General features: G+C 51.7%; 22 protein-coding genes and 5 tRNA genes. 8 read left to right on the plus strand and 19 right to left on the minus strand.

The features are described 5' to 3' along the window. Positions 1-3: 3 nt before the first annotated feature. Entirely contained in the window at positions 4-507 is a 504-nt protein-coding gene (locus H1D31_RS10530) for a YgjP-like metallopeptidase domain-containing protein (RefSeq protein WP_261258395.1), read from the minus strand. A 108-nt stretch (positions 508-615) separates the two neighbouring features. Between H1D31_RS10530 and H1D31_RS10535 the strand changes: the two genes are divergently transcribed. After that, positions 616-975, plus strand: a complete 360-nt coding sequence (locus tag H1D31_RS10535; RefSeq protein WP_261258397.1) for a hypothetical protein — start codon at positions 616-618, stop codon at positions 973-975. A 314-nt stretch (positions 976-1,289) separates the two neighbouring features. Here the strand turns inward: H1D31_RS10535 and H1D31_RS10540 are convergent. The 17 genes from H1D31_RS10540 to aspS form a co-directional block, all read right to left on the minus strand. Next, positions 1,290-1,379 (minus strand) — tRNA-Ser (locus H1D31_RS10540). A 104-nt stretch (positions 1,380-1,483) separates the two neighbouring features. Further along, a complete protein-coding gene (gene nadA, locus H1D31_RS10545; RefSeq protein WP_261258399.1) occupies positions 1,484-2,542 on the minus strand; it encodes a quinolinate synthase NadA in 1,059 nt (352 codons plus the stop codon). A gap of 74 nt (positions 2,543-2,616) precedes the next feature. Next, a tRNA-Lys gene (locus tag H1D31_RS10550) sits at positions 2,617-2,692 on the minus strand. A 20-nt stretch (positions 2,693-2,712) separates the two neighbouring features. Continuing rightward, positions 2,713-2,788 (minus strand) — tRNA-Lys (locus H1D31_RS10555). A gap of 18 nt (positions 2,789-2,806) precedes the next feature. Then, positions 2,807-2,882: transfer RNA gene (locus tag H1D31_RS10560), tRNA-Lys, on the minus strand. A gap of 27 nt (positions 2,883-2,909) precedes the next feature. Then, positions 2,910-2,985 (minus strand) — tRNA-Lys (locus H1D31_RS10565). Positions 2,986-3,174: 189 nt separating this feature from the next. Further along, positions 3,175-3,966 (minus strand): tol-pal system protein YbgF, encoded by a 792-nt coding sequence (gene ybgF, locus H1D31_RS10570; protein WP_261258401.1) that lies wholly within the window; start codon positions 3,964-3,966, stop codon positions 3,175-3,177. Positions 3,967-3,986: 20 nt separating this feature from the next. Next, entirely contained in the window at positions 3,987-4,505 is a 519-nt protein-coding gene (pal, locus tag H1D31_RS10575; RefSeq protein ID WP_261258403.1) for a peptidoglycan-associated lipoprotein Pal, read from the minus strand. A 47-nt stretch (positions 4,506-4,552) separates the two neighbouring features. Then, positions 4,553-5,902, minus strand: a complete 1,350-nt coding sequence (tolB, locus tag H1D31_RS10580; RefSeq protein WP_261260086.1) for a Tol-Pal system beta propeller repeat protein TolB — start codon at positions 5,900-5,902, stop codon at positions 4,553-4,555. Beyond that, entirely contained in the window at positions 5,902-6,867 is a 966-nt protein-coding gene (gene tolA, locus H1D31_RS10585; protein WP_261258405.1) for a cell envelope integrity protein TolA, read from the minus strand. The genes tolB and tolA overlap by 1 nt, the downstream gene beginning before the upstream one ends. Beyond that, on the minus strand, positions 6,857-7,282 hold the full coding sequence (gene tolR, locus H1D31_RS10590) for a protein TolR (RefSeq protein ID WP_261258407.1): 426 nt from the start codon (positions 7,280-7,282) through the stop codon (positions 6,857-6,859). The genes tolA and tolR overlap by 11 nt, the downstream gene beginning before the upstream one ends. Beyond that, positions 7,282-7,971 (minus strand): protein TolQ, encoded by a 690-nt coding sequence (gene tolQ / locus H1D31_RS10595; protein WP_008607902.1) that lies wholly within the window; start codon positions 7,969-7,971, stop codon positions 7,282-7,284. The genes tolR and tolQ overlap by 1 nt, the downstream gene beginning before the upstream one ends. Positions 7,972-8,855: 884 nt before the next feature. Further along, positions 8,856-9,866, minus strand: coding sequence for a Holliday junction branch migration DNA helicase RuvB (gene ruvB / locus H1D31_RS10600; RefSeq protein ID WP_065955218.1), 1,011 nt, complete (start codon positions 9,864-9,866; stop codon positions 8,856-8,858). 3 nt (positions 9,867-9,869) lie between these two features. Beyond that, positions 9,870-10,490 carry a Holliday junction branch migration protein RuvA gene (gene ruvA, locus H1D31_RS10605; RefSeq protein WP_261258411.1) on the minus strand — a complete coding sequence of 207 codons (621 nt, stop codon included), beginning with the start codon at positions 10,488-10,490 and terminating at the stop codon, positions 9,870-9,872. A 9-nt stretch (positions 10,491-10,499) separates the two neighbouring features. Beyond that, positions 10,500-11,024 carry a crossover junction endodeoxyribonuclease RuvC gene (gene ruvC / locus H1D31_RS10610; RefSeq protein ID WP_008951678.1) on the minus strand — a complete coding sequence of 175 codons (525 nt, stop codon included), beginning with the start codon at positions 11,022-11,024 and terminating at the stop codon, positions 10,500-10,502. A gap of 2 nt (positions 11,025-11,026) precedes the next feature. Beyond that, positions 11,027-11,770 (minus strand): YebC/PmpR family DNA-binding transcriptional regulator, encoded by a 744-nt coding sequence (locus tag H1D31_RS10615; RefSeq protein ID WP_261258414.1) that lies wholly within the window; start codon positions 11,768-11,770, stop codon positions 11,027-11,029. Positions 11,771-11,860: 90 nt separating this feature from the next. After that, positions 11,861-13,636: an aspartate--tRNA ligase gene (aspS, locus tag H1D31_RS10620; RefSeq protein ID WP_261258416.1), complete on the minus strand. Its 1,776-nt coding sequence runs from the start codon at positions 13,634-13,636 to the stop codon at positions 11,861-11,863. A gap of 251 nt (positions 13,637-13,887) precedes the next feature. On the opposite strand from aspS, the gene cmoA reads away from it, so the two are divergent. The 7 genes from cmoA to H1D31_RS10655 all read left to right on the plus strand — a co-directional run bounded on the left by cmoA (position 13,888) and on the right by H1D31_RS10655 (position 19,486). Next, positions 13,888-14,616, plus strand: a complete 729-nt coding sequence (gene cmoA / locus H1D31_RS10625) for a carboxy-S-adenosyl-L-methionine synthase CmoA (RefSeq protein WP_008607893.1) — start codon at positions 13,888-13,890, stop codon at positions 14,614-14,616. A 2-nt stretch (positions 14,617-14,618) separates the two neighbouring features. Then, the gene (gene cmoB, locus H1D31_RS10630; protein ID WP_261258420.1) at positions 14,619-15,584 is read left to right on the plus strand and encodes a tRNA 5-methoxyuridine(34)/uridine 5-oxyacetic acid(34) synthase CmoB; all 966 of its coding nucleotides are present in this window, start codon (positions 14,619-14,621) and stop codon (positions 15,582-15,584) included. Between the two features lie 56 nt (positions 15,585-15,640). Then, the gene (locus tag H1D31_RS10635; RefSeq protein WP_261258422.1) at positions 15,641-16,528 is read left to right on the plus strand and encodes a LysR family transcriptional regulator; all 888 of its coding nucleotides are present in this window, start codon (positions 15,641-15,643) and stop codon (positions 16,526-16,528) included. Positions 16,529-16,540: 12 nt separating this feature from the next. Continuing rightward, positions 16,541-16,948, plus strand: a complete 408-nt coding sequence (locus H1D31_RS10640; protein ID WP_008607889.1) for a DUF6278 family protein — start codon at positions 16,541-16,543, stop codon at positions 16,946-16,948. Between the two features lie 74 nt (positions 16,949-17,022). Further along, on the plus strand, positions 17,023-18,066 hold the full coding sequence (purM, locus tag H1D31_RS10645) for a phosphoribosylformylglycinamidine cyclo-ligase (protein WP_261258425.1): 1,044 nt from the start codon (positions 17,023-17,025) through the stop codon (positions 18,064-18,066). A 9-nt stretch (positions 18,067-18,075) separates the two neighbouring features. Further along, positions 18,076-18,738 carry a phosphoribosylglycinamide formyltransferase gene (gene purN / locus H1D31_RS10650; protein WP_065955211.1) on the plus strand — a complete coding sequence of 221 codons (663 nt, stop codon included), beginning with the start codon at positions 18,076-18,078 and terminating at the stop codon, positions 18,736-18,738. Beyond that, positions 18,716-19,486, plus strand: coding sequence for a DUF3108 domain-containing protein (locus H1D31_RS10655; protein ID WP_261258429.1), 771 nt, complete (start codon positions 18,716-18,718; stop codon positions 19,484-19,486). Before purN ends, H1D31_RS10655 begins: the two co-directional genes overlap by 23 nt. On the opposite strand, the gene H1D31_RS10660 is transcribed toward H1D31_RS10655, so the two are convergent. Beyond that, positions 19,454-20,224, minus strand: coding sequence for a class II glutamine amidotransferase (locus tag H1D31_RS10660; RefSeq protein ID WP_261258431.1), 771 nt, complete (start codon positions 20,222-20,224; stop codon positions 19,454-19,456). The genes H1D31_RS10655 and H1D31_RS10660 overlap by 33 nt on opposite strands. Between the last annotated feature and the right edge of the window lie 118 nt (positions 20,225-20,342).

Genomic DNA, 20,342 nt, shown 5'->3' on the forward strand with positions numbered 1-20,342 from the left:
TTTTTATGCGGCGCTGCCACTATCCTGCCAGGTAAGATAGAGCCGTAAATCAAACTCCAGCTGGTGATAAGCCGGTTCCATATACTGACACAGCTGATAAAACGCCTTGTTATGTTCCTTTTCCCGCAGATGCGCCAGTTCATGTACCACCACCATTCTTAACAGCGGCAAGGGCAACTGCTTTAACTGACTGGCGATGCGGATTTCGTTTTTACTTTTCAGCTTACCACCCTGCACCCGGCTGATTTGCGTATGGGTACCCAGGGCATTATTAATAACATGGATTTTTGGATCGAATACGGCTTTGCTGATTGGCTCGCTGCTTTTCATATATTGCCGCTTTAACACCTGAGTGTAATCATACAGGGCTTTATCGGTTTGAATATCGTGGCTACTTTGTGGATAGCGCTGGGTCAGTGTTGCCGCCAGCTTGCCTGCCGCCAGCAGCTGCTGTACCTGCTGGCGCAGCGTGTCCGGATAGCCGCGCAGATAAGGCAAGTCATGCATAAGAAATTCTTATCCTTTTGTCACAATTAATCTCGTGTTTCCGCCATAGGGCTGTCACAAGGTAGGCCTAAACTGCGCACAGTTTACCTAACTTAACCGGAGATCGTGATGAAATTATTAGTTAATGCTGTGGTGTCGTTGACCGCCCTGTTCAGCCTGAATGCGCTGGCCAGTAATAACAGCTATGTATACTCCAATATTGAGTACTGTCAGTTGCAGAGTCAGGCCGTTGCCAGCAGCCAGTTAGACGCCTATGCCCGCAAACTGGGTTTTGCGCCCGGCGTAAATGAGTGCCGTAGCTTATTACAGCCACAAGTTACCGCACAGGGCGAGCTGGAGTTGTCACAACAGTTACGTCAATTACAACGCGGTTCGGTGATCCGACTGAACAAGCGAGCCGAGCAGAAACTGGCTGCCCTGCCAGCGGCCGAGCGCGCTGAGGTGTTAAAGCGGTTTGGGTTGAGATAATAGTGCTGCGGGGTTCGAACCAAGACCTCGCTCACCGCATTAAAACAAAAGGCCCACGCTTTTGGCGTGGGCCAAGAGAGGGATTGCCAGCGCCATCCTTGGCGCTGGCCCTACGGGCCGCACTAAAGTGCGTCCAAATTTGCTGAGGCTTTCCTGCCTCAGTCCTTCGGACCCGCGCTCGCGCGGTCCAAAATTGTTCCAGACAATTTTGTGCTCCCGGCGAATTTGTCGAACCGCAGGGTTCGAACCAAGACCTCGCTCACCGCATTAAAACAAAAGGCCCACGCTTTTGGCGTGGGCCTTTTGTTTTAATCTGGCGGAGAGAGAGGGATTCGAACCCTCGTTAGGGGTTAACCTAAACACACTTTCCAGGCGTGCGCCTTCAGCCACTCAGCCATCTCTCCGGGGCTTGCACTGCAAGCGCCGCTATACTAGGGAAAAAGCAGCGGCGGTGCAAGGGTTAAATGCGTTGGCCGCTGTTGTTGCCGCTATTTTGAGCAATCACAACTCAGGCGTTGCCTTTTACCTGCACCTTTTGCTCTTTGGCGAAATTCAGCATCCGGTTTAACGGTAACAGCGCCCGCTCGCGTAAGGCGGCGTCAACAAAGATTTCATGGCCGCTTGGGCTTAGCAGCGCTTCTTCAATGGCTTTTAAGCCATTCATCGCCATCCAGGGGCAATGCGCGCAGCTGCGACAGGTTGCACCGTTACCACCTGTTGGAGCTTCGACAAAGCTTTTCTCTGGCATTAACTGCTGCATCTTATAAAAGATACCGCGGTCGGTAGCCACAATAAAATGCTGGTTTGGTAAGGTTTGTGCCGCTTTAATCAGTTGGCTGGTGGAGCCTACAGCATCCGCCAGCTCCACTACGCTATCCGGCGACTCCGGATGCACCAGTACGGCAGCTTCCGGGTGTTGCTTTTTCAGCTCACGCAGCGCATTGGCTTTAAACTCGTCATGCACGATACAGGCGCCGTTCCACAGCAACATATCGGCGCCGGTTTTCTTCTGCACGTAGGCCCCCAGATGCTTGTCCGGGCCCCACAGGATCTTTTTACCCTGGCTATCAAGGTAATCCACCACGTCCAGCGCTATTGATGAGGTAACCACCCAATCAGCACGGGCTTTTACTGCCGCAGAGGTATTAGCATAAACCACCACCACTCGGTCAGGATGCTGATCACAGAATGCAGAGAACTCGGCAGCCGGACAGCCTAAGTCGAGCGAACAGGTGGCTTCCAGCGTTGGCATAATCACGGTTTTTTCCGGCGTCAGGATCTTCGCCGTTTCACCCATAAATTTTACCCCGGCTACCAACAGGGTTTTTGCCGGATGCTGATTGCCAAAACGGGCCATTTCCAGTGAATCTGACACACAACCACCAGTTTCCTCAGCCAGGGCCTGGATTTCCGGATCGGTGTAGTAGTGGGCGACCAGCACAGCATCTTTAGCGGCCAGCAGCGCTTTAATGCGCGCCCTGTAGGCCTGCTTTTGATCGTCAGTTAATGGCACAGGCTTTTTCGGGAAACGGAAGTCCTGCTCAGAAAAATACAACGGCTGCTCCATTAGGCTCACTCAGTCAGCTGATAAGGGCGCGTATTATATAAGGGACGATTCAAAAAAGACAGTATCAGGCAGTTTGGTGGGTCATGATGGATTCGAACCATCGACCAACGGATTAAAAGTCCGCTGCTCTACCAGCTGAGCTAATGACCCAAACAGGATAACGCGAGAAGTGGTGGGTCATGATGGATTCGAACCATCGACCAACGGATTAAAAGTCCGCTGCTCTACCAGCTGAGCTAATGACCCAAACAGGATAATGCGAAGTGGTGGGTCATGATGGATTCGAACCATCGACCAACGGATTAAAAGTCCGCTGCTCTACCAGCTGAGCTAATGACCCACTTCGGATTTACTTGTTTGCGCGGTTTGGTGGGTCATGATGGATTCGAACCATCGACCAACGGATTAAAAGTCCGCTGCTCTACCAGCTGAGCTAATGACCCCTACCGCGGACGCATATCTTACTGATTTACGGAATTTGTGCAACCAAAAACTGTGAAAAAAAGCGCTGAGGCGGGCTGTTTGCTTAAAATGCCAGCGGCGGCGGCTGACTTTGTTGGATAAAGCAGCGCTTGGGTACGTAATGCGTCGCTGGGGCTAAAAATAAAAAACCCGGCACTTGGCCGGGTCGATCATTTCAGCGCGTCTATCCGCTCTTTCGCCAGCCTGGCAGCTGTTGTACTGCCATGAGCTGACACCACCTTGCGATAATGGGTTAAGGCCGTAGCCTTATCATTCTGCCGCTCGGCGATCTGACCCAGTTTCAACAACGCATCCGCTACTTTGTTCGAATCGGGGAAGTTTGTCACCACCCGCTCAAACGAGGTTTTGGCTTTTGCATTATCATTGTTATTAAACAATAACTGACCAAGCCAAAAGTGAGCATTCGGCGCGTAAACTGAATTGGGATAGGTACGCAAAAAATTCTCAAATTCTGGAATAGCAGCATCAAAGCGCCGATCTTTCAGCACTAAGTTGACCGCTCTCTCATAGGCGTCATTTTCCGAGGCATTGCCCGAAACCGTGACTGCCGGGCCACTCGCTGCGGCTGCCGAACTGGCAGTGCTGTTGCCAGCACTGCCCTGCACGGCACTTACCCGCCGTTCGATTTCCTGGTAAATATCACGTTGCCGCTGAACGATTTCATCCAGCTGATACGAGTGGTTTTCAGTAACACCACGCAGCTCACTGACTTCATCCAGCAAGACCTGCAGTTGTTGCTGCATTCTTACCTGCGCTTCGGCACGGGCTTCAACCACGCGCTCCAGAGCGGCCAGCCGCTGTTCAACAGAACCTGTTGCCACAGCAGTGGTGGAAGAAGCAACTCTGCCGCTTCTGCCTATCTCAGTAACCGGGGCCGGATTGGCCAGCACACCAGCACTAACTAAGGACATTGCAATAAGCAGCGGTTTCTTCACTGTCATCCTCACTCGTACCGTTTAAATTAATATACTAAAACTGCGCGACGGTTTTGTGCGTAAGCTGCTTCGTTGGTACCACGAACAGCTGGCTTCTCTTCACCGTAGCTAACAGTAGACAGTTGACCAGCGCTTACGCCTAGGTTCTGTAAGTACTGAACTACAGACAGTGCACGACGCTCGCCCAGGGCGATGTTGTACTCTGGAGTGCCACGCTCGTCAGTGTGACCTTCGATAGTTACACGTACGCTTGGGTTAGCGCGCAGGAACTCACCGTGTGCTTGTAATACTTCAGCAAACTCTGGACGGATAGTCGATTTGTCGAAGTCGAAGTAAACAGTGTTTTCACGACGCAGAGCTTCCATTTTTAAACGCATTTGCTCAGCAGCAGAAGCGTTTGGATCTACGCGCTCAACCTGTACAGTTTGAGTAGTTGCTGAAGTGTCGGCATCACCGGCACCAGTAGAAGATTTAGAGCTACAAGCTGCCAGAGTTAATACTGGAACTGCAACTAACAAACCTTTTAACACTTTGTTTAAGTTCATAATGTTGTCCTTAGATTATATTTACCAAGTTTTACCAAGTTTTTGTTTTATAAAAAAGGTGACCACGCCGGCGATTTTACCAATCCATCAGTCGCCGGTAGTCTTGCTTTAAAACGACCATCCATAGAAACTAGCGCCAACACCTGCGAGTTACCATGCATGGTGCTGTATATTATCATAGAACCGTTTGGTGCAACACTGGGCGACTCATCAAGATTCGTCGTGGTTAACACTTGTAAAAAACGGCTCTGCCGATCCATACGTGCTAAATGATAGCGTCCATTTGTACGATTTACCATCACTATGGATTGGCCATCAGGCGAAAAAGTCCCGGCCAGGTTCATTTCCCCCTGGAACGTTAACCTACGGGTATCACCTGTTGCTAAATTTACGGTGTAGAGCTGCGGATTACCGCCACGCTCCGAGCTAAATACAATTTCTTTACCATCTGGTGACCAGCTTGGCTCGGTATCGATAGCACGATGGTTAGTAACCCGGGTTAATGCCTTAGTCGCGATATCCATCACGTAAATTTCCGCATTACCGTCTTTGGATAACACCATTGCCATACGACGGCCATCCGGCGACCAACGTGGCGAGCTGTTAATACCCGGGAAGGCGGTTAAAATGGTACGCCGGCCAGTGTAGATATCCTGGATATAGATCTGCGCCTGACGCTTTTCAAAAGTGACATAAGCCAACTTGGTACCATCAGGTGACCAATCCGGTGACATTAACGGCTCTTTCGAACGCAGCAACACCTGAGGGTTATAACCATCATAATCGGCAACGATCAATTGATACGGGAATTCGTCGCGCGGTTTAACCAGCACATAAGCGATTTTGGTTAGGAAAGCGCCGCGTTCGCCAGTCAGTTTTTCATAGACAATATCGCTGATTCTGTGAGCATACTGCCGGAACTGACCGCCGTTGATCACCGTTTCACGACTGTCCAGAATAAACTGACTACTGCCTACCAACTGGCCGGCATTCAACATCTGCGAACTCAGGCCGCTGTTGCCCTTTAATACATCAATCAGCTCAAAGCTAACACTATAACGGTCGATACCAATTTCAGTGATCTCACCCATTACAATGGCTTCAACGCCTTCACGCGCCCAGGCCGAGAAGTTAATCTCAGCCGATTTGGAGGGCCGCTGTGGCATTTTAATAAAAGGAATCGGGCTAAACTTACCGCTGCGCATTAAGTCAGCCGCCACCACCTCAGCAATATTCTCACGAGGCAGGTTGGTGCCTTTAAAGGTGAAGGGTAACACCGCGATAGGCCGTGCTGAGTCCACACCGTCAGTGATAATAATTTCCAGTGAGGCTTGCGCCTGCACCCCCAGCAGTAACAAAACACTGCAAAACACGCTTCGAAGTAATCTAGTCATAATCAAAATTCAGGTGCCACCGTTAAGGTTATATCTTTTAACTGATTATACACATCCGGATCCTGAGACATCGGTAAGGTTCCGGCCCGGTTTACTGCCCGTACGGCAGCGTCGCACACTACCCTGTCGCCACTGATGACGTTGACGCTGGTTACAAAACCATTAGTCGCCAAACGGATGTTTACCCGGCACGAGCGACCACGCATGGTAGACTCATCTTTAATCAGATTGCGGGTAATCGCATCACTGATCATTGCCGTGTAACGTTGTACTTCGGTTACGGCCTGCTGTGCACGGGCACGGCGTCTGGCTTCGGCTTCAGCGGCCAGTTGCTCTTGCAGCATCCGCTCCTGCTCTGCCCGCTCACGCTGCTCTCTGGCCTGACGCTCACGTTCAGCCTGGGCTTTAGCCAGAGCTTCCTGTTCAGCTTTGCGCTTTGCTTCAGCCGCTTTAGCCGCTTCTTCGGCCTTCTTGCGCTCTTGCTCCCGCGCAGCACGCTGCTGTTCAGCTTCCCGTGCTTTTGCCGCTTCGGCTTCCTGCTGCTTCTTGGCATCCGCTGCAGCACGTCTTGACGCTGCGGCTGCTTCGTCAGCCTTACGTTTCTCTTCCGCTACCCGCTTTAAGCGAGCTTCTTCCTGTGCCCGGGCGCGCTCTGCCTGCTGGGCACGACGCTCTAAGTCACGAATTCTTTGCTCTTCTGCGCGCTTAGCATCGTCCTGTTGTTTCTGGATTTCCGCAACGCGTTGTTCAAGCACCTGACGATCAATCGCCACTGCCTGCACCGGTGCCGGCGGCGGTGGTGGCGGCTCAGCACTGGCACTGCCTGCTTCGCCAGACAAAGTAATCTGTGTAGGCTTAGGCCAGAAGTTTAAACCGCTGATCACTAAACCCAATACCAATGCCAGATGCAAACCCACCGACTTTGCCAGCGGCGTTTGCCACCACTTTTCACTCAGCTCAAACTTCATTGTCCGTCATCAACCCGACAGCCGGCGCACCGGCCTGCTTTAATACATTAATTAGGCGGATCACGGAATTGTAATCAACGCGGCCATCCCCTTTGACGATAACCTGAGTGCCAGGTTCAATCGTTAACCAGCTGGCGACTTCTACCTGTAATTGTGAGGACGTAAAAGGACCTTGCTGTTTACCGTCTTTTTCAAAGTAATACAGCCCATCTTCATCCACAGTAGCGATTAACGGCGTTTTACCATCTTGCATCTGCGCAATGGGCTCAGCCGCAGATTTTGGAAGTTCGACATTTACGCCCTGGGTAATGATCGGCATGGTCACCATAAAAATCACCAACAGCACCAGCATAACGTCGATATAGGGTACGACGTTAATCTCAGCTACCGGGCGACGCTTTTTACGGGTATACATCAGGCTGCCTCACCGCTACTGACAGCCTGACGATGCAGGATATTGGCAAACTCTTCCACGAAATTGACGTAGCTACTTTCAATTTGTTCAACTTCGTGCGAAAACTTGTTGTAGGCGATGACCGCCGGGATAGCAGCAAATAAACCAATGGCAGTCGCAATCAAGGCTTCAGCGATACCGGGTGCGACCATCGACAAGGTGGCTTGTTGCACTGAGCCCAGTGCAATAAAGGAATTCATAATACCCCAAACCGTACCAAACAAACCGATGTACGGGCTGATCGAACCAACGGTAGCCAGAAAAGGCAGGTCTTGCTCTAAACGCTCTACTTCGCGCGACAAGCCAACGCGCATCGCGCGGTGAGTACCGTCCATGACGGCTGCTGACTGGCGGCTGCTTTTGTGCAAACGGGCAAACTCTTTAAAACCAGCTTTAAATAATGACTCCAGACCATCTGCCTGCTGCCGGGCACTGACTTCGGCGTACAGCTTTGACAGATCAACACCGGACCAGAAACGGTCTTCAAACTTTTTCGCGTCATCCAGTGCGGCTTTCAATACTTTTTTGCGTTTAAAAATCATCGCCCAGGAGGTGATCGACATACCAACCAGGATCAACATAACCGCCTGCACCACAATACTGGCTTCGAGCAATAAATGCAGAATCGAAATTTCACCTGAACCTGTCACCTGTTGGCACCTCTGTTTAAACGAATGAATTACTTGCAGCCTTTGATGCTAAGGTACTGATATGACAAGACTGAGTCAACCAAAGTTGGTTCAGTTGTCTTGTACCGGCAGCTAAGGGCTTAGCCTAATGCGTAAAACCGTCGTTGTATCATTCGCTCACCCGCAAGGGCACGCTACCCACTGGCGCGCGCTTTTCCTCATTAATCAGGGAGTTAATCAGGTTCACTTGCCCGTATGCCACCGCTAAGGCGCTGGTGACAACAACTCGAAGACAAGCCTGCAACTGCATGAGCTGAAACGACGATTTTTCGCGCCTGTATGATAATTAAGCCTGCAATTTAACTCAATCGGTTGGCATCGCTTTTCACAACTATATTTTTTTAGCGCCGCCACTTGTTTTTCTGCCCGAAATCAGAATGTGTTACAGCTGTATTAAAACGCGCTCTGCTTTCTGGCTTTAGCAGTAAAACCGACTATCGAATAAATCATTTTTGCCGACTTAAAGTATCACGAAGCTTATCTTGGGCAACCAAGCTTAACGCTGGATGAACAAGCGCCAAATCTACAGATTTACCCGCTAAATTGCATGGCATTCTCCCTGGCGGCAATTCAGATATTCATTAGTTTTTTTAATGGCAAAGTGCCAGTTTTTCTCGTTTGAAGTAATTACTCCAAATCTTTAAGATACGCAGGTGTTCTGAGCTAGCGCAAAGACAACCGGAAAAGTGGTAGCGAGTTTTGGTTGTTTAGACAGTTCACTTAACAATGAGACTTTGTGAGAGAGGTCTTGTTGTTTGCTCCAAACATGTTCCCTGGATTTATTGAAGCACTTCCTTCAACTTGTTGCTTGCCCGCTCATTGAGCGGGCTTTTTTTTAACTCGACTTATTTCGACTCGGGCAAATCAAAACCCAGATGACGATAGGCTCTTGCTGTGGCGATGCGGCCACGCGGTGTACGCTGAATAAAACCCTGCTGAATCAAAAACGGCTCTATCACATCTTCAATGGTTTCTTTCTCTTCGCCGATCGCTGCGGCCAGGTTATCCAGCCCCACTGGCCCCCCCATAAAGCTGTCAATAATGGCCGTTAGCAGCTTACGGTCCATATAATCAAAGCCTTCAGCATCGACATCGACCATTTTTAGTGCGGCTGAGGCAACTTCGATAGACACGACACCATTGGATTTTACCTGCGCATAATCGCGCACCCGGCGCAGTAGCCGGTTGGCAATGCGCGGTGTACCGCGCGAGCGGCGGGCAATTTCGGTCGCCCCTGCCACGTCCAGCTGCATATTCAGATAATGGGCTGAACGCTGAATAATCTGACTCAGCTCCTCGACCTTATAAAATTCCAACCGCTGCACTATGCCAAAGCGGTCGCGCAGGGGGGAGGTTAAGGCACCGGCCCGGGTGGTGGCCCCCACCAGCGTAAAAGGCGGCAGATCGAGCTTGATTGAGCGCGCGGCAGGTCCTTCGCCAATCATAATATCCAGCTGATAGTCTTCCATCGCCGGATACAGGATCTCTTCCACCACCGGACTTAAGCGATGGATCTCATCAATAAAGAGCACATCATTCTGCTCCAGATTGGTTAACAGCGCGGCGAGATCCCCGGCTTTTTCCAGCACCGGGCCAGAAGTGGTTTTAATATTGACGCCCATTTCGTTAGCAACAATCATCGCCAGCGTGGTTTTACCCAGACCCGGCGGGCCGAAAATCAGTAAATGATCCAGTGGATCGCCGCGGCCGCGGGCGGCTTCGATAAAGATCGCCATTTGTTCGCGCACATGCTGCTGACCGGTATAATCCGCCAGACTTTTTGGCCGTATCGCACGGTCAATTACTTCTTCTTCTTTTAATATTCCCGGCTGCAGCAGGCGATCGGCTTCAATCATGGCTTAAATCATACTCTTTAAGGCCGCCTTGATTAGCTGCTCGCTGCTAATACCCGGCGTTAAATACTGTTTTACCGCTTTCGCGGCCTGTGCCTGACTATACCCCAAGGCCAGCAAAGCGCCAATCGCATCCTGCTCGGCTGTGGCTGGCGGCGCGAAAATGGCTTCATCATCACTGAGCTGTAGCTTATCGGTTACCAGCGTTTGTGGTGTCACACCCCAATCTTTTAGGCGGTCGCGCATTTCAATCACCAGCCGCTCAGCCGTCTTTTTACCGACACCAGGTAGTTTAATTAAGGTGCTGATATCGTCAAACTGCACACAACGCACAAAATGTTGCGCGGTCATGCCGGATAAAATAGTCAGCGCCAGCTTGGGGCCGACGCCATTGGCTTTAATCAACTGGCGAAATAAACTGCGCTCGGTCGGATTGCTAAAACCATAGAGTAGCTGCGCATCTTCACGCACCACAAAGTGGGTATAGAGGATAGCGGTTTTGCCCACGTCCGGTAATTCATAAAAGCTGGTCAGTGGCAGCTGCACTTCATAACCCACACCACCAACATCAATAAGCAGATCCGGGGGTTGTTTTTCCAGAATAGTGCCTTGTAAACGACCAATCATCAGCTTTCCTTATTTACGTAAACGACCGCGTACCGTTTTACTGGCCTGCCCGGCCAAACTGACCAGGCTCTGCTGGGTATGACCATGACACAGCGCTACTGCCAGTGCATCAGCAGCATCGGCCTGCGGGTTGGCCGGTAGCTTTAACAGATAACGCACCATATGCTGTACCTGCGCTTTATCGGCCGCGCCCGTTCCAACCACCGCCTGTTTCACCTGGCGGGCGGAATACTCAAACACCGACAGCCCGGCATGGCAGGCCGCGACGATGGCCGCCCCCCGAGCCTGCCCCAGCTTTAACGCAGAGTCGGCATTACGCGCCATAAAGACCTGCTCAATCGCAAACACAGTGGGCTGAGTTTGGGCGATAATTTCGCTTACGCCGTTAAAAATGCGGATCAACCGCTCCGGCAGCTCATCGGTACCGGTACGGATACAGCCGCTGGCGACATAACTAAAGTTACCGCCAAGCTGCTTAATCACGCCATAACCGGTCAGCCGGCTGCCGGGGTCGATACCCAGAATAATCGCCAAGCTTACTCCAGAGTTGCCATAATGTCGTCGCTAATGTCGGCATTATGGTAAACGTTTTGCACATCGTCAGAGTCTTCCAGCGCGTCGAGCATTTTAATAAACCTGGCCGCGGTATCGGCATCAAGTTCAGCGCGGGTATCCGGTAACAGGGTGATTTCTGCTGATTCGGCAGTAAAACCGGCTGCCGCTAACGCATCTTTTACGGCACTGAAGGCGTCCGGGCTGGTCAGCACTTCCTGGCTGCCATCCTCATGGCTTTGCACATCATCGGCGCCGGCTTCCAACGCTAATTCCAATAGCTGATCTTCATCAATGCCCGGCGCAAACAACAACACGCCCTTGCGCTGAAACATATAAGCGACTGAACCGCTGGTACCGAGGTTACCACCGTATTTGCTAAAGGCATGCCGTACATCAGCCACAGTGCGCTTATTATTGTCGGTCATGGTTTCAACGATAACCGCGACACCGCCCGGCCCATAGCCTTCATAGACCAGCTCTTCGTATTGCTCACCGTCCTGCATACCGGCGCCGCGTTTAATGGCGCGCTCAATGGTGTCGCGGGTCATATTTTCACTTAAGGCTTTGTCGACGGCCAAACGTAAGCGTGGGTTGGCGGCAACATCGGGGCTAATGCGGGCTGCGGTGGTCAGCTCGCGGATCATCTTGGTCCAGATTTTGTTTTTCTTCGCATCCTGGCGGGCCTTACGATGCTTCATATTGGCCCATTTACTGTGTCCAGCCATCGGTGCTCCTGTGCTTGTAAAAACTGCGGGGTAAAGACGCAGTGGGCAAGGCCCACTGCACAAGCTTAGCGGTTGTTTCGCTGCTCAGACTCAGGCTTTGACCGCCACCTGAATACCCAGTTCAGCTAGTTGAGCTGGATTAGCGGCACCCGGTGCGTCCGTGAGCGGGCAAGCAGCGGTGGCAGTTTTCGGGAACGCCATCACATCACGGATTGAGGTCGCGCCGGTCATCAGCATTACCAGGCGATCCAAGCCAAAGGCCAAACCGGCATGCGGCGGCGCGCCGTATTTTAACGCTTCGAGCAGGAATCCGAATTTCTCGGCCGCCTCTTCATCGCTAATGCCTAATAAGGTAAAGACCTTGGCCTGCACTTCAGCGGTGTGGATCCGCACTGAGCCACCACCTAATTCAGTGCCGTTTAACACCATGTCGTAGGCATTGGATAACAGCTCACCGAGCTTGAGCTCGTTATTCGGGGTATTCAGGAAATGCGCCGTGTCCAGTGGCGAGGTAAACGGATGGTGCACTGCCGAGTAGCTGCCATCATCGTTTTCTTCAAACATCGGGAAGTCTACCACCCACAGCGGCTTCCAGCCTGGTACCGTCAGTTTTAAGTCTTCGCCCAGCTTTAAGCGCAGTGCGCCCATGGCCTCGCAGACAACTTTGTAGCTATCGGCACCAAAGAAAATTAAATCGCCATTCGCCGCGCCGGTACGGGCCAGAATTTCGGTAATGATCCCGGCGCTTAAGAACTTGGCTACCGGTGACTGGATACCCTCAGCGCCTGCTGCCAGATCGTTTACTTTCAACCAGGCTAAACCCTTGGCGCCATAGATGCCAACAAAGCTGGTGTAGTTGTCGATATCTTTGCGGGAGATTTTCTCGGCGGCGCCGGGGACTTTTAATGCCACGACGCGACCTTTTGGATCATTGGCCGGGCCTGAGAAGACTTTAAATTCGACGTCTTTTAATAAGTCAGCCACATCGACAAACTGCATCGGGTTGCGTAAATCCGGCTTGTCGGAACCGTATAAGCGCATCGCTTCCCAATACGGCATCCGTGGAAAGTCGCCTAAATCAACATTCAGCAGGCTCTGGAACATCTCACGTACCATCTGCTCGGTCACCGCCATGACTTCCGGCGCCGTCATAAAGGAAGTTTCGATATCGATCTGGGTAAATTCCGGCTGGCGATCGGCGCGTAAGTCTTCATCGCGGAAGCATTTTACGATCTGGTAGTAGCGATCCAGACCTGACATCATCAACAGCTGCTTAAACAGCTGTGGTGATTGTGGCAACGCAAAGAACTGGCCTTTGTGCGTGCGGCTGGGTACCAGATAATCGCGCGCGCCCTCTGGCGTGGCCTTGGTCAGGATCGGCGTTTCAACATCTAAAAAGCCCTGGCTGTCCATAAAATTGCGCACAAAGCTGGTGACCTTGGCGCGGAATTTCAGCCGGTCGCTCATCAGCGGCCGGCGTAAATCCAGGTAGCGGTATTTCAGGCGCTGCTCTTCACTGTTTTCATGGTTAAAGTCCAGCGGCAGTGGCGCGGCTTTATTCAAGATAATCAGCTCACTGGCATAAACTTCTACCGCGCCTGTGGCCATCTCCTGGTTTACCTGCGATGCCGGGCGCGCCCGCACCTGGCCTTTTATCTGAATGCAGTATTCATTACGCACGGTATAGGCAACATCGAACAAATCTTTTAAATCCGGGTCACATACCACCTGCACCAGACCTTCACGGTCACGCAAGTCAATAAAAATCAGACCGCCCAGATCCCGCCGCCGGTTGACCCAACCACTTAAGGTGACGTCTTGCCCAACTTCTGTTGCCGTTAACTTACCGCAATAATGGCTACGCATTAACCTTTCCTTTCATTCAAGCTGAAGTGCTACACCTGTCATCTGGCGACAACCACGGTTTTTGTCTGCGCGGCTGTCGAAATTGATAGTGTATCTATTTAATGGGCGCTAATTATAGCGAAATGCGCTTTAATGTCACTGCCCGCTTTGGAAAAGCATTAAAGCCCCGCGGCTGTAAAGATTAACTGCAGAAAAGTGCCCGTCTTTGCGTTAAAATGCCGGCCATATCGTGCCTTTATTGAGAAATTAAGATGCAAAAAGATCAGGTGTATGCCGATCCGCTGGCCCATATTGCCGATTTTCGCTTTGACGCGGCCGTGGCCGAAGTATTCCCGGATATGATTCAGCGCTCGGTACCCGGCTATCAGACTATTATTCAGACCATTGGTAAACTGACCGCCCGCTTTCAACAGCCGGACAGTCATTATTATGATCTCGGTTGCTCGCTGGGTGCTGGTACGCTGGCAATGCGCCGCAATATTAGTGCCGCTAATAGCAGGATCATTGGTGTCGATAACAGTGCAGCGATGGTCGAGCGTTGTCAGCTGCACTTACAGGCATTTCGCTCTGAGGTGCCGGTGGAGATCCTGCTGGCCGATATTCGCGATGTGGCGATTGAACATGCCGCCGTTGTCGTGGTGAACTTTACGCTGCAGTTTTTAGCGCCTGAGGATCGTAGTGCGCTGATTAATAAAATTTATCAGGGCTTAAAGCCAGGTGGCCTGCTGATCCTGTCCGAGAAATTTATTAACGACGATAGCCTGACCAATGAGCTGCTGATTGACCTGCACCACGACTTTAAACGCGCCAATGGCTACAGTGAACTGGAAATCAGCCAAAAGCGTACCGCACTGGAAAATGTGATGCGTCCGGATAGCCTGCAAACCCACCGTAGCAGACTGCAGCAAGCTGGTTTTAACACGCAAACACTATGGTTTCAGTGTTTTAACTTCTGCTCAATGCTGGCAATTAAGGATTAAGCATGCTGGATTTTTCTCCCTTTTATGCCGCCCTGGCGCAGAACCAGTTAAGCGCCTGGCTGGAAACCTTACCGGCCCAACTGGCCAACTGGCGCAAAGAAGCGCTACATGGTGACTTTGCCAGCTGGCAAAAGGTGTTGCAGCATTTGCCTGTGACCAAGCCCTCGGTCGTTGAGCTGCAGCAGGAGGTTAAATTCGGTACCGCCGCTGATATCAGCGCCGGTGAAGCCGAACGCATTCGCTATTTATTACAACAATTAAAGCCCTGGCGCAAAGGCCCCTTCTCTATTCATGGTATAGAGATAGATACCGAGTGGCGCTCGGATTGGAAATGGCAGCGCGTATTGCCGCATATCAGTGATTTAAGCCAGCGCACCGTGCTTGATGTCGGCTGTGGCAGCGGCTATCACTTATGGCGGATGCGCGGAGCCGGCGCCCGTTTTGTGGTCGGTATCGACCCGTCGCAACTGTTTTATGCGCAGTTTCAGGCCATTAAACACTTTAATCCGGACCCGGCGGTTAATTTAATCCCAATTGGTATCGACGAGATGCCTGCCTTAAAGCAGTTCGATACGGTATTTTCGATGGGGGTGTTATACCATCGCCGCTCACCGCTGGATTTTTTACAGCAATTAAAGCAACAACTGCGCCCGGGCGGCGAGCTGGTGTTAGAAACCTTAGTCGTCGAAGGCGACGAGCAGACAGTGTTAGTGCCGGGTGAGCGCTATGCCAAGATGCGTAATGTCTGGTTTATTCCCAGTACCGCCGCCTTATGCCATTGGTTAAACCGGCTTGGCTTTAAAGATATACGGGTGGTTGATTTAAATACCACCAGCCTGGAGGAGCAGCGCGCCACAGCCTGGATGGAAAATGAAAGTCTGATTGATTTTCTCGATCCGAATGATCATAGTAAGACCATTGAAGGTTATCCGGCGCCATTACGGGCCGTGGTGCTGGCCCGGGCGTAACGACTGCAACAACAAGCAGCAAACGTCAACACGCCGTAGCAGGAGCAAAGTATTCTATGCCATTTCGACCAAAGTCTACCCTTGAGCAATGGCGTATTTTACAGGCGGTCGTAGACGCTGGCGGCTATGCCCAGGCCGCCGAATTACTGAATAAAAGCCAATCCTCGCTCAATCATGCGGTAGCAAAGTTGCAATCGCAGCTTGGAGTGGAATTATTGGAAGTCATTGGCCGCAAAGCCCGGCTCACTGCCGCCGGTGAAGTGATGTTGCGCCGCTCCCGTATTCTGACCCAGCAAATTGAAGACTTAGAGTTATTGGCCGATAACCTGGACAAGGGCTGGGAACCGGAGATCCGCATTGCGACGGAATTAGCCTACCCGAAACAGTTTTTATATCAGGCGCTACAGGCCTTTTATCCGCTGAGTCGCGGCAGCCGGGTGCAAATTATTGATACCGTACTGACCGGCACCAGTGAAATTATCACCCAGAAAAAAGCCGATCTGGTAATTACCGGCGTGGTCCCCAAAGGCTATCTCAGTGAACCGCTGTATGTGACCCGCTTTATTCCGGTAGTGGGCTGTCAGCATCCGTTAGCCGCTATCGAGAGCCTGGATCAGAATGAACTGAGTCAGCAGCTGCAGATCGTGATCCGGGATACGGCGGTTAAACCGCAGGAGCATATGGGCTGGTTAAAGGCAGAGCAACGCTGGACTGTCGATAACTTTTACGAAGCCGTCGAGATCTTGCAGCTGGGTCTGGGCTTTTGTTGGTTACCCGACTTTGTGGCGCAGCCACAGCTCGATAGTGGCCAACTCTGCCGCTTACCGCTAAAACAAAGTACCGAGCGGCTGGTACCCATGAGCCTGTTGGCACCACAAGAAGAAACACTGGGGCCTGGCAGCCGGCAATTGCGCCAACTGTTACTGGCCGCACATCAAAAATAATCAGGAGACATTATGCAATCACAGGAACTGAGTACACTGATGCAGCAATCTGCAGCAGATGCCGTAGGTTATGCTGCCGAGCAGCACCAACTGACACTAGATTACAGTCTGGATAGCCTGCACCAAGTCGACCAGCTGTTATCCCGCTTGCATCAGGATCAGCAGAGCAAACCCCATTCCAGTGAGCTGCTGTTTACCCTCTGTAACATTATTGGTGCCTATATTGGTGAAGTCTTTATCCGCCACGTTGGCGGCCAATGGCAAAATAATACGGCGGATGAAAGTGCACCCTATATGGCAGTGGGTTTTGGCGACAAGGAATTTCCTTTTGCATCAGTGTGTTACCATAAAATTGTGAACCATGACAGTATCAGTTTGCAGGACTATCTGCGTCAGGCACGTGAGAATGCTACACAGTAAGGCTTTTGTCGGCGCCGTTAAAAAGGTAAAATAGCGCCCTCTTTAGCCAACCCCCAAGCCATTCGAGGAAAGCCGTGAGCGAGCAGAAAACATCTTTAAGCTATAAAGACGCCGGAGTAGACATAGACGCAGGTAATGCGCTGGTTGATCGGATCAAAGGCGCGGTTAAGCGCACCACCCGTCCGGAAGTCATAGGTGGCCTCGGTGGTTTTGGCGCGCTGTGCCAGATCCCTGCCGGTTATAAAGAACCGGTGCTGGTGTCAGGTACCGACGGTGTCGGCACTAAGTTACGCTTGGCGATGGATTTAAAACGCCACGATGGCGTAGGCATCGATCTGGTTGCGATGTGCGTGAACGATCTGGTGGTACAGGGTGCCGAACCGCTGTTTTTCCTCGATTATTACGCCACCGGTAAATTAGATGTTGATACGGCGTCGCGCGTGGTAGCCGGTATTGCAGAAGGCTGTGTGCAGTCAGGCTGTGCGCTGGTTGGCGGTGAAACCGCTGAAATGCCAGGCATGTACCATGGTGATGACTATGATATCGCCGGTTTCTGCGTCGGTGTGGTCGAAAAAGCCGATATTATCGATGGCTCAAAAGTCCAACCCGGCGATCAACTGATTGCATTAGCCTCTTCTGGCCCACACTCCAATGGTTTTTCACTGATCCGCAAGGTACTGGAAGTGTCAGGTCAATCACCTGAGACCTTACTGGCAGGCAAGTCACTGGCTGATCATCTGCTGGAGCCAACCCGCATTTATGTTAAGAATCTGCTGGCGCTGTTTAAAACTACACCGGTACATGCTTTGTGTCATATCACTGGCGGTGGCTTCTGGGAAAATATTCCACGGGTGTTACCAGCCAATACCAAAGCCGTGATCAATGGCAAGAGCTGGCAGTGGCCGGCGATTTTTGACTGGCTGCAACAGCAGGGTAATATCAGTCGCCATGAAATGTACCGCACCTTTAACTGTGGCGTGGGGATGATAGTGGTAGTACCAGCTGCACAACTCGATAATGCCCTGTCACAATTACAGCAAGCTGGCGAAACGGCCTGGCACCTCGGTGAAATTCAGGCTGCGGCGGCTGACGAGCAACTGGTTATTATCAACGAGTAACGAGGCAGCATGAAATCTATCGTCGTGCTGATTTCCGGCAGTGGCAGCAATTTGCAAGCCCTGCTGGATAGCTGTGCTGCGGGCTTTATCCCCGGTAAGATCACCGGGGTGATCTCGAACAAGGCAAACGCCTTTGGCTTAAAGCGGGCTGAAGCTGCCGGCATCAGTACCGCAGTGCTTAGTCATAAAGGTTTCGACAGCCGGGAAGACTATGATCAGGCGCTGATTGCTGCGATTGAGCAATTTAAGCCTGATTTGATTGTGCTGGCTGGCTTTATGCGCATCCTGACTGCAGAATTTGTGCAGCACTTTTCCGGTAAATTATTGAACATTCACCCTTCTTTGCTACCTAAGTATCAGGGATTGGCTACCCACCAGCGGGCAATTGACGCAGGTGATACCGAACATGGTTGCAGCGTACATTTTGTTACCGAGCAACTGGACGGTGGTCCGGTAATTTTACAGGCCAAGGTACCCATTTTCCCGGGGGACGATGCTTCAATCGTAGCAGAGCGGGTTCATGCGCAGGAACATCAGATCTATCCGCTGGTGGTGCGCTGGTTCTGTCAGGACCGTTTACAACAACGGGCAAATGAGGCATGGTTAGACGGTAACGTACTTCCAGCACAAGGTTATGCCCAGGATGAGGATGATGTCGAGGTTGCGCCATAGCGCTGCCGTATTAATTAGCACCTGTTTACTCAGCGCTGCAGCTCAGGCTGCAGCCCCTGTCACGGTCGAGGCGCCAGCCTTCAGCACCTTTAACGCCGAATATTTAATTTATCGTGCCGGTAAAAACCATGGTAAAGCCCGTCGCTATCTGCACGATAAAGGCCAGCATTATGAAATGGGCTACAACAGTGATATCAGCTGGCTGGTGTTTAGTGATAAACGCAGTGAATTATCAGAGTTTAAGGTAGAACAAGGGCAGATCCGGCCTGTACATTATCTGATGAAACGCAGCGGCACCGGCAGCAACCGGCATTATGAATGGCGGCTGGACTGGCAGCAGCAGCAGGTGTTGACTGGCAAAAGAGCCACCCTGAAACAGATACCATGGCAGGATAACTGGCTGGATCCGCTTAGTTATCATCAACAACTGGTGACGGATCTGAAAGCCGGTAAAACGGAGTTCAGTTATCAGGTGCTGAACCGGGATGGTAATAGCCGCACCTACCATTACCGGGTGGAACTGGAAGAGCCACTGGCCCTGCCCTATGGCAACCTGCGTGCCCTCCGGATCGCCCGGGTGGAAGAAAACAGCGATAAGCAGGTGCTGGCCTGGGTAGCACCGGAGCTGGATTATATGCTGGTACGTCTATGGCGCGGTGAAGATAATGTCGAGCAATTTGACGTGCAGCTCCACACATTAGAGTGGCTACAGCGTTTAGCGCCCGAGCGGCTCACCGAAACGGAATAACTGCGCCTCCCCCGGTTGCATCTTATGCCACTGCTCGTTATTAGTCAGTGGCTCTGTGGCAATAATGGTGACCACATCCTTGGGTGTGGTTTCCCGGCTAAAATCAATATCCACATCAACATCAGACAAGCGCGCTACACCAAAGGGCGCGCGGCGGGTGATCCAATGCAGCTTGGTGGTGCAAAATGCCAGCACGTACTCGCCATCCGTGAGCAGCATATTAAACACTCCCAGCTGTTGCAGGCGCGGTAACAGCCGGGCGATAAAGCGCATTGCCGCTTTAGGGCCAGGACTACGGTTCGGATAGCGTTTCGCCAGCTCACTCAGCAGATAGCAAAAGGCCCGCTCACTGTCGGTGGTCCCCACCGGTTGAAAGCGCTCAACCGCTAACTGGCGGAAATCCTTTAGCTGGCCATTGTGGGCATAGGTCCAATAACGGCCCCACAGCTCGCGGGTAAAAGGATGGGTATTTTCAAGGCCAACGCGGCCGCTGTTAGCCTGCCGCACATGGGCCACCACGGCCGTACTTTTGATTGGATAGTCGGATACCAGGCGGGCGATTTCTGACTGGTAGCTGGGTAAGGCATCCTTAAAAGTACACACGCCCTTCCCTTCGTAAAACGCCACGCCCCAACCGTCTTTATGCGGCCCGGTGCGGCCACCCCGTTCCTTTAAGCCTTTAAAACTAAAGCATATATCCGTTGGCACATTAGCTGACATGCCTAATAATTCACACAACTGCCTGTCTCCGCATCTGAAAACTCCGGAAAAACCCCACTGTTTAGCGGTGCATTTCACATCTGCTTGCTATGCTAAAACGTAACTAACAGTGTCTGCAACTTTTGTTGACAGCTGC

It is taken from the genome of Alishewanella sp. BS5-314, assembly GCF_025377695.1.
Lineage (GTDB): Bacteria > Pseudomonadota > Gammaproteobacteria > Enterobacterales > Alteromonadaceae > Alishewanella > Alishewanella aestuarii.